The 14,900-nt window shown below is 68.3% G+C and carries 11 protein-coding genes; 8 read left to right on the top strand and 3 right to left on the bottom strand.

Going from position 1 to position 14,900, the window contains the following annotated elements; genetic code table 11:
- Together BM009_RS14380 and BM009_RS14385 are read left to right on the top strand one after the other, a co-directional pair.
- On the top strand, positions 1-4,008 hold the full coding sequence (locus BM009_RS14380; RefSeq protein WP_175488025.1) for a non-ribosomal peptide synthetase: 4,008 nt from the start codon (positions 1-3) through the stop codon (positions 4,006-4,008).
- A gap of 34 nt (positions 4,009-4,042) precedes the next feature.
- Positions 4,043-5,338, top strand: a complete 1,296-nt coding sequence (locus tag BM009_RS14385) for a glycosyltransferase (protein WP_175488026.1) — start codon at positions 4,043-4,045, stop codon at positions 5,336-5,338.
- Positions 5,339-5,381: 43 nt separating this feature from the next.
- On the opposite strand, the gene BM009_RS14390 is transcribed toward BM009_RS14385, so the two are convergent.
- Entirely contained in the window at positions 5,382-6,092 is a 711-nt protein-coding gene (locus BM009_RS14390) for a helix-turn-helix transcriptional regulator (protein ID WP_093297204.1), read from the bottom strand.
- Between the two features lie 658 nt (positions 6,093-6,750).
- Here BM009_RS14390 and BM009_RS14395 point away from each other — a divergent pair.
- The 3 genes from BM009_RS14395 to BM009_RS14405 are packed head-to-tail and all read left to right on the top strand — an operon-like array spanning position 6,751 to position 8,403.
- Positions 6,751-7,374 (top strand): hydrolase, encoded by a 624-nt coding sequence (locus BM009_RS14395; RefSeq protein ID WP_093297205.1) that lies wholly within the window; start codon positions 6,751-6,753, stop codon positions 7,372-7,374.
- Positions 7,371-7,976 carry a M17 family peptidase N-terminal domain-containing protein gene (locus BM009_RS14400; protein ID WP_093297207.1) on the top strand — a complete coding sequence of 202 codons (606 nt, stop codon included), beginning with the start codon at positions 7,371-7,373 and terminating at the stop codon, positions 7,974-7,976. The genes BM009_RS14395 and BM009_RS14400 overlap by 4 nt, the downstream gene beginning before the upstream one ends.
- 10 nt (positions 7,977-7,986) lie before the next feature.
- The gene (locus tag BM009_RS14405; RefSeq protein WP_093297208.1) at positions 7,987-8,403 is read left to right on the top strand and encodes a hypothetical protein; all 417 of its coding nucleotides are present in this window, start codon (positions 7,987-7,989) and stop codon (positions 8,401-8,403) included.
- Between the two features lie 186 nt (positions 8,404-8,589).
- Here the strand turns inward: BM009_RS14405 and BM009_RS14410 are convergent, their stop codons facing one another.
- Positions 8,590-9,843, bottom strand: a complete 1,254-nt coding sequence (locus BM009_RS14410; RefSeq protein WP_093297210.1) for a dipeptidase — start codon at positions 9,841-9,843, stop codon at positions 8,590-8,592.
- A complete protein-coding gene (locus tag BM009_RS14415; protein WP_254772293.1) occupies positions 9,840-10,535 on the bottom strand; it encodes a helix-turn-helix domain-containing protein in 696 nt (231 codons plus the stop codon). The genes BM009_RS14410 and BM009_RS14415 overlap by 4 nt, the downstream gene beginning before the upstream one ends.
- Before the next feature lie 100 nt (positions 10,536-10,635).
- On the opposite strand from BM009_RS14415, the gene BM009_RS14420 reads away from it, so the two are divergent.
- The 3 genes from BM009_RS14420 to BM009_RS14430 are packed head-to-tail and all read left to right on the top strand — an operon-like array spanning position 10,636 to position 14,896.
- Positions 10,636-12,633 (top strand): serine hydrolase domain-containing protein, encoded by a 1,998-nt coding sequence (locus BM009_RS14420; protein WP_093297213.1) that lies wholly within the window; start codon positions 10,636-10,638, stop codon positions 12,631-12,633.
- A complete protein-coding gene (locus BM009_RS14425; RefSeq protein ID WP_093297214.1) occupies positions 12,633-13,622 on the top strand; it encodes a dipeptide epimerase in 990 nt (329 codons plus the stop codon). The genes BM009_RS14420 and BM009_RS14425 overlap by 1 nt, the downstream gene beginning before the upstream one ends.
- On the top strand, positions 13,619-14,896 hold the full coding sequence (locus BM009_RS14430; RefSeq protein ID WP_093297216.1) for a peptide MFS transporter: 1,278 nt from the start codon (positions 13,619-13,621) through the stop codon (positions 14,894-14,896). Before BM009_RS14425 ends, BM009_RS14430 begins: the two co-directional genes overlap by 4 nt.
- The last annotated feature ends 4 nt before the right edge of the window (positions 14,897-14,900 follow it).

The raw sequence follows: 14,900 nt of genomic DNA on the forward strand, positions 1-14,900 counted from the left end.
ATGCAACATGGTTCCGAGCAACTACTGCCACTGACCACCGCGCAGCGCGGCCTGTGGATCGGCAGCCAGATCGCGCCGCCGGGTTCCACCTTCAACATCGCCGAGGCGGTGGAAATTTCGGGGGATATCGACCCGAACCTGTTCGTGGCGGCGATCACCCGGGTTTCCGAAGAAGCGGAAACCACGCGCATCCAGATCGTCCAGACCCCCGAAGGCCCGATGCAGCGCGTGGTGCCGTCGGTGCGTACCGAATTCCCCTTCGTCGATGTGAGCGGCGAGCCCGATCCGGACGCCGCAGCGCAGGCGTGGATGCGCGCCCGGATCCTGACTCAACTCGATCTGGAGCAGGATGCGCTATGGATCAGCGCACTGCTGAAGCTCGGCCCACAGCGGTTCATGTGGCTGCAATGCTGCCACCACATCGCGCTGGACGGCTTCACCGGCGGTATGCTCGCCGCACGCCTCGCCGAGGTCTACACGGCTTTCGTGGAGCGGCGGGATCCCGAACCGCATGGCTATCTGCCGATCACCCTGCTCGCCGAGCATGAACAGAGCTATCGTGCCTCCGATCGGCGCGAAACCGATCGCACCTATTGGGTCGAGCAGCTCCGCGACGTGCCCGATGCGCCAACGCTGTCGATGCGGCTCGATCGCCGGAACACGGCCGCTTCGGGTGCGGACGGCGGCTTCATCCGTCGGTCCTGGACGATCCCGGCCGAGATGGTGGAGCGCCTGCGCGCGCTGGTGCGCAGCCACGGCGCCACGCTGCCGCAGGGCCTCACCGCCATGCTCGCCGCCTATCTGTTCCGCATGACCGGCAAGGAAGATTTCGTCGTCGGCATGCCGATGACCGGCCGCGGCAGCCGCGCTATGCGCCAGGTGCCCGGGCTGGTCGCGAACGTCGTCGCGCTGCGCTTCCGGCCCGTGCGCGAGACCAGCTTCGTCGAGCTGCTGACCCAGTCCCGGCGGGTGCTGCAAAGCGCGTTGCGCCACCAGCAATTCCGCTACGAGGATCTGCGCCGCGAGCTGGGGTTCAACGAGATCAACCAGCATCTCGCGCGCTTCAGCGTGAACATCGAACCGTTCGATTATTCGCTGCGCTTCGGCGGCGCCACCGCCCGCAACCACAATCTGAGCAACGGGGCGATGGAAGACCTGACCGTCTTCATGTTCGACCGGCAGGACGGCGAAGGGATCCGCATGGATTTCGATGCCAATCCGGGCCTCTACACGCATGACGAGCTCGACGCGCACCTCGCGCGGGTCGAACGGCTGATGTCGGCGGTCCTCGCCGACCCGGAGGTGGCGCTGGTCGAGCATGACCTGATCGCAGGCGCCGAACGCGCGCGCTGGGCAGCGCAGGTCCGCGAAGCGGAGCGCGCCTGGCCCGGCGACGACGTGCACGCGCTGGTGCGCCGCAAGGCTGGGGATTGCCCCGACGCGCCTGCGGTGATCGATGCGACGGGCGATCTCAGCTATCGCGGGCTCGCCGCCGATGTCGAGGCCCTTCGCAGCCAGCTCGCGGCGGCGGGGGTGGCACCGGGCCACCTGGTCGCGGTGATGCTGCCGCGCGATCGGCGGCTGGTCACCGCATTGCTCGCCATCGCCGAAAGCGGCGCCGCGTGGCTGCCGCTGAACGGTCACGGCCCGGTCGAACGCCTGCACGCGATCCTCGAAGACGCGCGCCCGTCGCTGGTGCTGTGCGACGCGGAGATGCACCTGCCGATCGCCGTCCCGCGGCTGGTGCTGGCCACCGCCGGCGCGCCGGGTGTGCTCCATGGCGGCGCTGTCGATCCGGCGCCCCGGGTTCCGGCAGCCACCGCCTATGTGACCTACACCTCGGGCACGACCGGGCGGCCGAAGGGCGTGGTCGTGTCGCACGGCAACCTCCGCAACCTGCTGCTGTCGATGCAGGAAACGCTCTCCATCGCGACCGACGAGCGCCTGCTGGCGATCACCACGGTGACCTTCGACATCGCGGTGCTCGAGCTGCTGCTGCCCCTGGTGACCGGCGGCACGGTCGTTGTCGCCACGCGCGAAGAGGCGGGGGACCCCAAAAGGCTTGCGGCGGCAATCGCGCGCCACGGCGTGACCGCGCTGCAGGCGACGCCGACCATGTGGCAGGCGATCCTGGGCGCCGGCCATGGCGACGCACTGCGCGGCCTGTTGCTGCTGACCGGCGGCGAAGTCCTGTCCGGCCAACTGGCCGAGCGGCTGCTGGGCCTCGGGCGCGCGGTGTTCAACCTGTACGGTCCGACCGAGACGACGATCTGGTCGACGGCGCAGCAGATCGGCGCGGCGGACCTGGTGCTCCCGGCGATCGGGCGTCCGCTCGCCAATACCCAGCTGCACATCGTCGACGCCTATGGCACCCAGTTGCCCGACGGCGTGATCGGCGAGCTGGCGATCGGCGGGGACGGCGTCGCGACCGGCTATCTCGGTCAGCCGGTGCTGACCGCCGAGCGCTTCCCGCCCGATCGCTTCGGCGACAAGCCCGGCGCGAGGCTGTACCGCACGGGCGATCGCGCGGTCCGCGATGCCGAAGGCGTGGTGCGGACGCTGGGACGCAACGACGATCAGGTGAAGATCAAGGGCGTGCGCGCCGAGCCGGCGGAGATCGAATCCGCACTGCTCCGCCTGAGCGGGATCGAACAGGCCGCCGTCGTGCTGGAACGGGGAGACGACGGGGCGATGCTGGTCGCCTATGTCGTTGCCGGCGAGGGGCAGCCGCCCGCCGACCCCGCGAAGCTGCGCCGCGCGCTTTCGACGATGCTGCTGCCGCAGATGATCCCGTCGCGCTTCCACTATCTCGACGCGCTGCCGCGGACGCCGAACGGCAAGCTGGATCGCCGTGCGCTGCCCCGCCCGGGGCGGCACGAAGTGGCCGAGAACGCAGCCTCGGTGCAACCCCGCACGCCCACGGAAATGATGCTCGCGCAGATCTGGCGTTCGGTGCTGGGGGTCGAAGAGATCGGCATCCACGACAGTTTCTTCGATCTTGGCGGCGACAGCCTGAGCGCCGTGCATCTGGTGACGGCGCTGGCCGATCTGGGTGCCGATCTCTCGCTCGGTCATCTGTTCACCGAACCCACGATTGCGGGATTGGCGCCGCTGTTCGACGGCAGCGCGCAGCGTTCCGGGTTCCTCGATACGGTGCTGCCGCTCCGCAGCGGCGGCGATGCCGCGCCGTTGTTCTGCCTCCACCCGGTGCTGGGCGTGGGGTGGAGCTTCGCCACGCTGGCACCGCATCTGCCGCAGCGCCACCCGGTCTACGCGCTCCAGGATATCGGGCTGCTCCAGGGCGATGCCCGGCCAACCTCGATCGAAGCCCTGGTGGAGATCTACCTCGCGGAAATCCGATCGGTGCAGCCGGCCGGCCCCTATCATCTGATCGGGTGGTCGATGGGGGGATTGATCGCGCATGGCATCGCCTCCCGCCTGCGCAGTGCGGGCGAAGACGTCGCCCTGCTCGCGCTCCTCGATTCCTATCCCTTCCTCGGCACCGCGGCAGATCCCGAGGACATGGAAGAAACGGTGCTTATCCGCGCCGCGATGGACTTCCTGAAGCTGCAGCCCGATCAGGGCGCGCCACCGCCCGAGACGGCGGACGCGCTGGTCGAGCTGATCGCCGCGGCGATCGACATGGGCGATCTGCCCGCGACGCTCGGGCAGGAAATCGGCGATGTGCCGGCGTTCATCGAGCGCCTCCGCGCCGTGACCTTGCACAATCTCGGCCTGGCGCGGCGATACCGGCCCGGCCATGCGGATACCGATGCGCTGTTCCTCCGCGCGGCGCTGCGCGGCGGCGACGGGGCCGGCGCCGTGATCCATGACAGCCCCACCGTGTGGCGCAGCCATCTGGCGGGGCCGCTCACCATCCACGAGGTCGCCTGCCGGCACCAGGACATGATGCTGCCGGCCCATGCGGCCCGGATCGGCAGCATCATCACCCGCCACCTCGATGCGCTGGCGCGGGACTCTGCGCTGGTCGAGGCCGAACGGCCCTAGCAGGCGGCGGCGGCACGGCGACGGAGGGCACGACATGCGTATTGCTATCTTCACCATCGGGACGCAGGGCGACGTACGGCCCTTCGCCGCCTTTGGCCGCCACCTCCAGGCGCAGGGCCACGACGTGACGATCGCCACGAGCGACCGTCACCGCGCGCTGACCGACCAGGTGGGCCTCCGGCTTGCGCCGCTCGAATCGGACTATGCGGCGTTGATGGCGCGCGAGCGGGCCTTGATCGACGGCGGAAACCAGTTGAAGATCGCGGGCTCCATCGCGTCGACGATGATGGCCTGGGTGCCGCAATGGGCGCGGCAGGGCATGGAAGCGGCTCGGGGTGCCGATCTCGTCCTCGGCTCGGGCTCGGGCACGATCCTCGGCGCGGCGGTGGCGGAAAGGCTTGGCGTGCCGTTCGTGCAGGCACAGTTCATGCCGCTGACCCCGTCCCGGCACATGGCGCCGATCTGGCCGCTGCCCGGCATGCGCCTGCCCGGTGCGGCCAATCTCGCCCTCTCGCATGCGTTGCGCATCGCGATGTGGCGGCTATTGGCGCGGCCCTCCAATGCATTGCGCGAAACGCTGGGGCTGCGCGCCTTTCCGCTCCTCGGCCCCTGGTACGAACGCGGGCAGCGGGTGCGTCCGCAACCCATACTCTACGCGTTCAGCAAGCATCTGCAGCCGCAGCCCGCCGACTGGTTGCCCGGGCGGGCCGCGGTGGTAGGCTTCTGGTCGCTCGATCAGGGGCGCGACTGGACGCCGCCGCCGGCGCTGCGCGACTTCCTCGATGCCGGGCCGCCGCCGCTCTATGTGGGGTTCGGCAGCATGCTCAGCGGCGACCAGCAACGCTTCACCCAGTTGATCCTCGACGCGGTGCGGCGGACCGGTCGTCGCGCGATCATCGCGACCGGCTGGGGCGCGCTGGAGTCGGTGCAGGCGCCGCCCAACGTGCTGTTCGTCAAGGATGCGCCCCATGACTGGCTGTTCCCCAGGGTGGCGCTTGCGGTGCATCACGGCGGTGCCGGGACGACGGCAGCGGCCACCCGCGCGGGGCTGCCACAGGTCGTCGTGCCGTTCCTGGCCGATCAGTTCTTCTGGGCGTGGCGGCTCGAGCGCGCAGGGGTGAACCCGGTGCTGCTCGATCGGCGGACGATGACGGCGCAGGATCTTGCCGATGCGATTTCCCTCGCGTCGCGTGAACGCGTTCGCGCCGCGGCCACGCGGTTCGGCGGCCTGCTCCAGGCCGAGCATGGGATGGAAAATGCCACCCAGGCCCTGGAGCGCTGGGGCTTGTTGCCAGCGGCGCAAGCGGGGCGAGTCCGTCAACTGGCATAGGCAGATCGCTGCCATCGCGGACGCGCAAGGAGCGCCGGCCGGGTCAGGGGGAAATGACGCCCAGCATGATGGCGCTGACCACGGCCAGCATGCGGCCATTGCTGCCGAGCTTCGCGCAGGCATTCTTGACGTGGAAATTCACCGTATTCTCGCTGATGCCGAGCAGGATGCCGATCTCCCAGGCACTCTTGCCGCGCGCGGTCCAGGTCATGCAATCGCGTTCGCGCGGGGTCAGGCGGATGGGCGATTTGGGCGTGGCGGCAAGCGCCTTGTAGCGTTCGAGGAATTGCGCCGAAATCATGCTCAGGAAGGGACGGGCACGGTTCAGCGCATCGACATTGTCCGCGCCAAAGCTCGCCACGAAGGTCGTCCCGTCGGTCATGTGGATCGGCACGGTGAATCCCGCCACGACGCCGAAGGCACGCGCCTCGTCCAGCAATCGGCGCTGGGCGGCGTCGAGGCTGCCAAGTTCCGCCCAGCTATAGGGTATGTCGCGATGCGAGATCGCGTTGATGGTGGGATCGATCTTGATATAGTCGTTGGCGTGATAATGGCGCTGCCAGGCTTCGGGATAGTGGACGAAGATCACTTCTTCGCCGCGTAGCATGTTGGGCCCGAAGCGCCCCAAGGCGAAATGGAAGTTTCCAACGCTGGCAACGGCGGCGCTGAATCGCGCGCAAAGTTGATCGACGTCGCTGGCTGCGCCGAAATCGGCCGCGATCGTCAGCAGGGCGTGCGAGACGGCAGCGGTCATATGCCGCAGCCCGTCCCGGCCCTGATCCCTGCCCCGTCATGCGGGCGGTGGGCGGGAAGCGCGCTATCAAGCATCATCGAGCATCAACCACATGACACCTCCGACCCGGGTGCATCCCCGCTGTAATTCCCGGCGCTGCGAGCCGATCAATCCCGCCCACCTCCCGACGGGGGCGAATTGATCTAAGCTATCCATAAATTGGTATCCGAAAAACATTAAAACAATCGATTTTTGTAGTCGATCGTGAAATCATGCCCATCTGCCTTCGGGCGCGGCAAGCTGGCGCGAATCCTGAAGCTTCCGCGACGCTGTAAATATCGGAACGGGCAACGGAAAAGATAGCCTGGCAATGGTCGTACGACAGCGTCCCGTGGCTCCCGGCAATGCGAACAGGCCAATCGCAGCTATGCCGGGGACGGCGCATCACGCCTGTGTTCCGACGGCTGCAGACGGTTCTGGTCCTCCATCAGGCAGCAGGTGGTATCGCCTTACAGTTGCGAAAGTATCGGCGAAGCGTGCGTGCCCGATCCGCTCGCCAGGCGCTGCGCAAGGTGCTGATCGGCTAGGGAGCGCCATGCGGCCAAAAAGGCGGCTGAATCGACAAGAACGGGCGGACGGTTCCCGGCTAGCAACATGCGCCTTGCCATGGAGATTGCCGATGACCGCCACCAGCCTACTCACGCCACAGGATTGCGCCGTGTTGATCGTCGACGCGCAGGCGGGCCTCGCCTTCGCCACCGGCTCCGCCGATCGGCAGACCGTGCGCGGAAACCTCGTCGCACTGGCGCAGACGGCGAAGGCGTTCGACGTGCCGGTAATCGTCAGCACCTCAGCCACCAAGGTCTATAGCGGGCCGCTGATGCCGCCGCTCCGCGCCGTGCTGGCGGACGTGGTGCCGGTCGAACGGCGGAACATGAACCTGTGGGAAGACGAGGCGGCGCGCACCGCCGTGGTCGCCACCGGCCGCCGCACCCTGATCGTGGCCGGCCTGCTGACCGAGGCGTGCGTGAGCTTCCCGGTGCTCTCCGCACTTGCCGATGGGTTTGCGGTGCGCGTGGTCACCGATGCCTGTGGCGGCCTGACGCCGGACAGCCATGCAGCTGCGATCCAGCGCATGGTCCAGGCCGGCGCCGTGCCGACCTCGTGGCTCCAGCTGCTGCTCGAGCTCCAGCGCGACTGGACGCGGCACGAAACCTATGAGGCGGCGCGGGGCATCGTCGTCGAGCATGGCGGAGGATACGGCATAGGCCTCGATTATGCCCGCGACATGATCCACCCGTGACCGAGCGCCAAATCGTCGGCACGCTGCACGGCGTCGCCATCGAGGTCGCCGCCTGGGATGGCAGCGCCGCGCAGGTCGACCTGTCCTGCGCCTGCATGTTCACGAAAGAACTGGGCCGAGACGTTCCGGTCGGCGGCCTCGCACATCTCGACCAGGCCTTGGGTGGCGCGCTGGTACAGCTGCGCGCGGCGGGACTCTTCTCGGCCGAGGCCGGCGCAACGCTGTTGCTCGACCAACCCCCGCCTGCGGTGGCGGCACGCGCGCTGCTGATCCTCGGGCAGGGCTCCCCGACAGGGTGGACGGCGCGGGCGCTCGCACCGGCGGTGCAGTGCGCGGTGTCCACCGCGCTGGCGCTGCGCGTCCGCTCGGGTGCGCTCGCGCCGAGCATGCTCGATAGCGGTCTGGACGCCCGCCAGACTGGCGGCGCGCCCGCGGCGATGGTCACAGGTCTTGCCGCGGCACTAGCGCTCTATGCGCGGCTGCGGTCATTAGGCCTCGCCGGCGACGCTGCGCTTGAGCGCTGGGTATTCGATGCGGGTGCAGAGCGCTTTTCCGGTGCGGTCGCTGCCTTCGGGGCAGCGCTCGCGAGCAACGGATCTTGAGGAGAATCCCATGCAGCACATCCCCCCGCCGCCCGTGACCACCTCCGAAATTCGCGTGGTCGACGCCGCCGGCACGCCGCGTATCCTGCTCTCGGCGGCAGGAGACGGGCCCGCGATCGTGCTGATCGGCCGGGACACGAAACCTGCCGCAGCGATCGCGCTCGACAGCGCAGATCGCCCCTCGGTGAAGCTCGCCAACCCGAGCCCGGGCGGGCCCGTCGCCGCGATCGAAATCGACGACAAGGGCGCGCATGTGAAATTCGATCGGGCCGGTGGCGCCTCCTCCTACCTGTTCCTCAACAATGGCGGCACTTCCGGCGTGGTGCTGATCGACGCCAAGGGCGTGCGGCAGGCCGCCATCCTGGTCGGTGCGGATGGAAAGGTCACCTTGGAGGGTGTGGAAGGCAACGCACCGGCGGGACGCTGATCCCGCCGGTGCTTGCTTCCCAGCGGTCTAACGGCACACCCGGCGGTTTTGCGATGGGCAGCTAGGCGCGCACATTGGTGTTGCCCGGATGACATCGATGATGACGGCCGCTTCGCTGACGATGCAGGGTCCGAATTCGACCCTGTTCGTGGGCGACGCGTTACTTCGCCGATATGTCGGGGCAGATCAGGGTCGCGAATCCGAGTCAGAAGAACTGCTGCGCATCATCTGGGCCTTCACACGTTCCGCGGACTCCATCACGCGCAGGACGTTTCCGCCCGCCAGTTTGGCGATATCCGCATCGGTCCAGCCGCGGCGCATCAGTTCGGCGAGCAACGCTGGATAGGTGGACACATCGCCGAGCCCCTGCGGCAAAGTCTCACCCACGCCGTCGAAGTCGGAGCCCAGGCCGACATGGTCGACCCCGGCCACCTTCGCGATGTGCTCGACATGGTCCGCCACCTGCGCCAGCGTCACGGTCGGTGCGGGATGGCCGGCGAGCCAGGCGGCATAATCCGCCGCGGCCTTGTCCGGCTGGCCGATGTCGATCCCGTCATAAGGCGGGGAGTTGAGCCGTGCCTTTTCGGCAAGCGCGTCGGCCGACCACCGGCGATAGGCTTCGGAGACATAGGCCGGCGCGTAGTTGACCATCACGACGCCGCCATTTTGCGCGACCAGCTTCAGCACCGCGTCCGATACGTTGCGCGGATGGTCGTCGATCGCCCGCGCGCTCGAGTGCGAGAAGATCACCGGCGCCCGCGTCACCGCCAGCGCGTCGCGCATGGTCTTCTCGCTGACATGCGACAGATCGACGAGCATGCCGAGGCGATTGAGCTCCAGCACCACCTTGCGGCCGAAATCGGTGAGCCCGTTGTGCTTGGGGTCGTCGGTCGCGGAGTCCGCCCATTCGATCGCCCGCGAGTGCGTCAGCGTCAGATAGCCTGCGCCGAGCGCCGCGTAGGTGCGCAGCACGGACAGGCTGCCGTCGATCTGGCCGCCGCCCTCCACGCCGATCAGGCAGGCGATGCGCCCTGCGGCATGGATGCGGCGCACGTCGGCGGCAGTGCGGGCCAGTGCGAAGACGTCAGGATAGCGATCGGGCAGCGATCGCACGAGATCGATCTGCTCGAGCGTCTGCTCGACCTGTTCCTTGCCGGGGAGCGCGGGCGATACCCAGACCGACCAGAATTGCCCGCCGACCATGCCGCGCCGCAGCCGGACGATGTCGGTATCATAAGCGGGCTTGCTGCCCGCGAGATCGCGCAGATCGCTGGTCCACCGCGCGTCGCCCTGGCGCTCGCGCAGCGCTTCGGCCCAGTCATTATGGCCGTCGATCAGCGGCGTGGTGCGGAGGATGCGCGCAACACGCGCCGGCTCATTCTGTGCGAAGGCCGGCGTGGCGGCCGTCAGCGCGAGCGCGAGGAGCAGTGCCGCCTTCATCGCGCGACACCCCTGCCGCTGGCGGGGGCGGTAGACCGGCTCCGTTTCTCCGAACCGCCTTCCCGCTGCTCGTGGTGGAGGTGCAACAGCGATTCCATCAGTTCTTCCTCCGCGCTCGACATCACCGCCAGCACCTCCGCCTCTTCGCAGCCGCTCGCCGCAAGATACGCATGGCCCATGCTCGAATCGAGATAAATGGCCTGGCCCGGCTCCAGGATCACCGAATCGTAGAATTCCGTCTGCACCTCGACGCGCCCGCTGAGCACGTAGAGGAACTCCTCGCCCGAATGGCGGACCTGCTCGCCGAACTGTTCCGCCGATCGCGCGCGAATCTTGGTGACCACGGGGATCATCCGTTTCCGGCGCAACTCGGTGCAGAGATAGTAGTAGTCATAGTTCGGCGTCTCGACGCGCACGGCATGCGCGACATCGCCGAGGCTGCGGCGTGCCGTGACCGGCTGCACCGACGAGGTCTCGTCCTGGCTCTCGGCGAACAGGTCGGTCATCCGCATGCCCAGCCGCTGCGCCAGCGCCTGGAGCTTGTCGTAGGTGAGGGTGAGGCGGTCATGCTCGATCTTCGACAAGGTCGAGACGGGAATCCCCGACCTCGCGCTCATCTCCTTGAGCGTCCAGCCCTCGCGCGCGCGAAGCCCCTTCAGAAGCGTCCCCAGCGTCGCGGTTGATGTCGGCAAGGCGGCAATCTCCATAGCCCGTTGACGATTGTCCTAATCAGGATAAAACTGTCCTGATCAGGATGCTGAAACACAGTATCGAACCGGAGGGGTCTCGGCAATGGGGACGGTTGTTCGCAGTTTGAGATTGCTGGGCGCGCTCGCGGCAGCGACGATCGGCCTGGCGGTGGCGGCGCAGCAACCCAAGCCCGCGGCGCCGCCGACGGTGCCGAGCGCCGCGGGGCAGGTCGCACCACCTCCCGTCGAGGGCGCGCATCCGCTGCGCGGGGAGGACGTCACCGCCTGGCTCGACGGCTATATGCCCTATGCCCTGCACAGCGGCGACATCGCCGGTGCGGTGGTAACGGTGGTGCGGGACGGGCAGGTGATCGCCGCGCGCGGCTATGGCTATGCGGATATTGCAAAGCGCCGCCCGGTGGATCCGGCCCGAACGCTGTTCCGCCCCGGCTCGGTCTCGAAGCTCATCACCTGGACCGCCGTGATGCAGCAGGTGGAAGCCGGCAGGATCGACCTCGACGCGGACGTGAACCGCTATCTCGATTTCCGCATCCCCGCCTATCGCGGCAAGCCGATCACCATGCGCCAGATCATGACGCACACCGCCGGCTTCGAGGAAGCGAACAAGAAGCTGATCACCTACGACCCGGCCGATGTGGAGCCGATCGGCGCCTATCTGAAGCGGCACGTGCCGGCCCGGGTCTATGCCCCCGGCACCACGCCGGCCTATTCGAACTGGGCGACGACCCTTGCCGCCTACATCGTGGAGCGCGTCTCCGGCATGGCCTTCGACGACTATGTCGAGCAGCGCATCTTCCGCCCGCTAGACATGCGCACGGCGAGCTTCCGCCAGCCGCTGCCGGCGCCGCTGCGGTCGCTGGCGTCCGAGGGCTATCCGCTCGCTTCGGCGGCGGCCAAGCCGTTCGAGATCGTCGTGCCTGCCCCGGCGGGCGCGCTTTCCGCCTCGGGGCTGGACATGGCCAAGTTCATGATCGCGCACCTGGAGAATGGCCGCGGCATCCTGCGGCCGGAGACCGCCGCGCTGATGCATGCCAGCCCGGTAGGCAAGGTCGATCCGCGCGCGCTGATCCCGCCGCTCAACCGGATGGAGCTCGGCTTTTTCGATACCGACATCAATGGTCGCAAGGTCATCGCGCATCTCGGCGACACCAACCAGATGCACACCTCGCTGCACCTTTTCCTGGCGGAGCGGACGGGGCTGTACGTGTCGTTCAACTCCGCCGGGCGCGACGGCGCTGCGCACGTGATCCGCGGGCAGCTGTTCCAGGATTTCGCCGACCGCTATTTCCCCAACACGACGCGCGACGGCCGGGTCGATGCGGCGACGGCCGCGCAGCATGCGCACGCGATGGCGGGGCAATGGCAGGTCAGCCGCGGCTCCTTCACCAACTTCGTCGATATCCTCAACCTGTTCGGCCAGGCCGAGGTAACTGTCGACGGCGCAGGCCGGCTGGTCATTCCCTCGGTGAAGGGCGCGAACGGTGTCCCGATCACCTGGGTGGAGATCGCCCCCTATGTGTGGCGCGACGTCGCGGGGCATGATCGGCTGGCGGCGCAGCTCGTCGATGGCAAGCCGGTCCGCTGGAGCTTCGACCTGGTCTCGCCCTTCATGGTGTGGGACCGGGTTCCCGCCTATCGCTCCGCCGCGTGGCTGGTGCCGGCCATCTATGCCAGTATCGCCATCCTGCTGCTGACGGTGCTGGTTTGGCCCGTCGGCTGGTGGATCCGCCGCCGCTATCAGGCTGCGTCGATGCTTGGCGGGTGGTCGCTCCGGGCAGCGCGCGCCACCCGGATCATGGCGCTGGCCGATCTGCTGATGCTCGGCGGCTGGTTCTGGCTGATCTCAGTCCTGTTCGGCGATGTCGCGCCGGGCGACGCGGTGCTGGTGCTGGCGGAAGTCGCCAGTGCCGTCGTCTTCGTCGGCGCCGTCGGCATCAGCGGCTGGAACGCCTGGCTGGCGATCCGCGACCGGCGACCCTGGACACGCAAGCTCTGGGCGGTGCTGGTGCTGCTCTCGACGCTGGTGCTGCTGTGGATGGCCTTGGCCTTCCACCTCCTCGCGATCACGGTGCACTACTGATGCTCCGACTCACCACCGAGACGGTCTCGCTGCGGCTCGCCAGACCGTTTCGCATTGCCGGCTATGTCTTCGACGTGGCCGAGGTGCTGGTCGTCACATTGGACGACGGCACGCATCGCGGACGCGGCGAGGGGGCGGGGGCCTATTATCTCGGCGACGACGTGCCCCGCATGCTGGCCGATATCGAGGCGGCAAGCGCGGTGATCGAGGCGGACCCGACCCGGCAGGCCCTGCGCGCACTGATGCCCGCCGGGGGCGCCCGCAACGCGGTGGACGCGGCGCTGTGGGAACTCGAGGCACAGCGGACCGGGCAGCCGATCTGGCGACTTGCCGGGCTGGACGCGCCGCCCAGGCCGATCGTCACGACCTTCACCGTCAGCGCCGATAGCCCCGACGCCATGGCGGATACCGCCCGTGCCTATGCCCAGGCACGGTCGATCAAGGTCAAGCTGACCGGCGACCTGCCGCTCGACCTGGCGCGGGTCGCTGCCATCCGGGCGGCGCGGCCCGACGTCTGGCTCGGCGTCGACGGCAACCAAGGCTTCGCCCGCGACGCACTCGATGCGCTGGTGGCCGGGCTGGTGCCGCACGGCGTCGCGCTGCTCGAACAGCCGCTCGCGCGTGGCGCGGAGGCGGACCTCGACGGCTATCGCTCCGCCATCCCGCTCGCCGGCGACGAGAGCGTGTTGACCCTGGCCGACATTGCCGGGGCCAGGGGCCGGTTCGACGTGGTCAATATCAAGCTCGACAAGTGCGGCGGCCTTACCGAGGGGCTGCTGATTGCCGCGGAGGCGCGGCGGCTGGGCCTTGGCGTGATGGTCGGCACGATGATCGCCTCCAGCCTCGCCACCGCACCGGGGTTCCTGCTGGGCCAGATCGCCGATCTGGTCGATCTGGATGGCCCGATCTTCCTTGCCGAGGATCGTACCCCGAGCGTTCGCTACGAAGACGGCATGCTGTACGCCGGCACCGAGGTCTGGGGCGGATGAGCTCGGACGCCGCCGCCGGCTCCAGCTGGTTCGGCCAGCCGCGCGGCCTGACGGTCCTGTTCCTGACCAACATGTGGGAGCAATTCTCCTATTACGGCATGCGCGCGCTGCTGGTTTATTACATGACCAAGCAGCTGCTCTTCTCGCAGGGCCAAGCCTCGCTGATCTATGGCGCCTATACCGCCTGCGCCTATTTCACGCCGATCCTGGGCGGGGTGATCGCGGATCGCCTGCTCGGCAAGCGGCGTGCGATCCTGCTAGGCGGGTCGATCATGGCGCTCGGCCATTTCATGATGGCGTTCGAGCCGCTCTTCTATGCCGCACTGGTCACCATTGCGCTGGGCAACGGCCTGTTCCTGCCGAGCCTGCCGAGCCAGATCGACGATCTCTACGCGCCCGGCGACCCCCGGGTGGGCTGGGCCTATAACGTCTATTATCTCGGCGTGAACATCGGCGGGTTCCTCGCGCCCCTGATCTGCGGGACGCTCGGCGAGTGGCTGGGCTGGCATTACGGCTTCGGCGCGGCGGGCGTGGGCATGGTGGTCGGGCTCGGCATCTATCTTTGGGGCCAGCGCTATCTGCCGACGCCGGTGCCCAAGCTGCGGACCGAGACACCGCAGCCCCGCGGCCGCTTCCCGCGTGACGTGGTGCTGCTGCTGGTCGCGGTGGCGCTGTGCGTAACGGTGTTTCGCGCCGCCTATGAACAGGCGGGCAACACGGTAGCGCTCTGGGCCGATACCGGCGTCGATCGCCATGCTGGCGGCGCGGTGATCCCGATGACCTGGTTCCAGTCGCTCAACCCGCTGTTCGTGATGGCGATGACGCCGTTTCTGCTGGTGCTCTGGCGCCGCCGGGCGGAGCGGGGCGGTGTCGATCGTCCGGTGCGGCGGATGGCGGTGGGCGCATTGCTGGTCGCGGCTGCCTTTCTGATGCTGGCCGCGCTGGCGGCAACGGGAGGACGGGCGCATTGGCTATGGCTCGCCCTCTTCTTCGCGCTGCTGACCTTTGGCGAGCTGCACATCCTGCCGACCGGGCTGGGCCTGTTCGCCCGCCTGGCACCGGCAGGACTGGGCGCGACCACCGTCGCGGCCTGGTACCTCGCGACCTTTGGCGGCAGCCTTGCCGCGGGGCTGGTAGGGACGCTGTGGACGCAGCTCGGCCATGGTGCGTTTTTCGTGGTGCTGGCAGCCCTCGCCGCGTTGGCGGCCCTGCTGCTCGCGATGATCGATCCCGCATCGCACAAGGTTGTCGCTACAAAAACTTGGCAGAAGTAGGTTG

Origin of the sequence: Sphingomonas sp. NFR04, from assembly GCF_900114095.1 — a bacterium.
Lineage (GTDB): Bacteria > Pseudomonadota > Alphaproteobacteria > Sphingomonadales > Sphingomonadaceae > Sphingomonas.

Bases quoted from the DNA above. Each gene is read 5' to 3' on its own strand.
- BM009_RS14380 (WP_175488025.1), top strand. From the start codon at position 1: ATGCAACATGGTTCCGAGCAACTACTGCCACTGACCACCGCGCAGCGC.
- BM009_RS14385 (WP_175488026.1), top strand. From the start codon at position 4,043: ATGCGTATTGCTATCTTCACCATCGGGACGCAGGGCGACGTACGGCCC.
- BM009_RS14390 (WP_093297204.1), bottom strand. From the start codon at position 6,092: ATGACCGCTGCCGTCTCGCACGCCCTGCTGACGATCGCGGCCGATTTC.
- BM009_RS14395 (WP_093297205.1), top strand. From the start codon at position 6,751: ATGACCGCCACCAGCCTACTCACGCCACAGGATTGCGCCGTGTTGATC.
- BM009_RS14405 (WP_093297208.1), top strand. From the start codon at position 7,987: ATGCAGCACATCCCCCCGCCGCCCGTGACCACCTCCGAAATTCGCGTG.
- BM009_RS14410 (WP_093297210.1), bottom strand. From the start codon at position 9,843: ATGAAGGCGGCACTGCTCCTCGCGCTCGCGCTGACGGCCGCCACGCCG.
- BM009_RS14420 (WP_093297213.1), top strand. From the start codon at position 10,636: ATGGGGACGGTTGTTCGCAGTTTGAGATTGCTGGGCGCGCTCGCGGCA.
- BM009_RS14425 (WP_093297214.1), top strand. From the start codon at position 12,633: ATGCTCCGACTCACCACCGAGACGGTCTCGCTGCGGCTCGCCAGACCG.
- BM009_RS14430 (WP_093297216.1), top strand. From the start codon at position 13,619: ATGAGCTCGGACGCCGCCGCCGGCTCCAGCTGGTTCGGCCAGCCGCGC.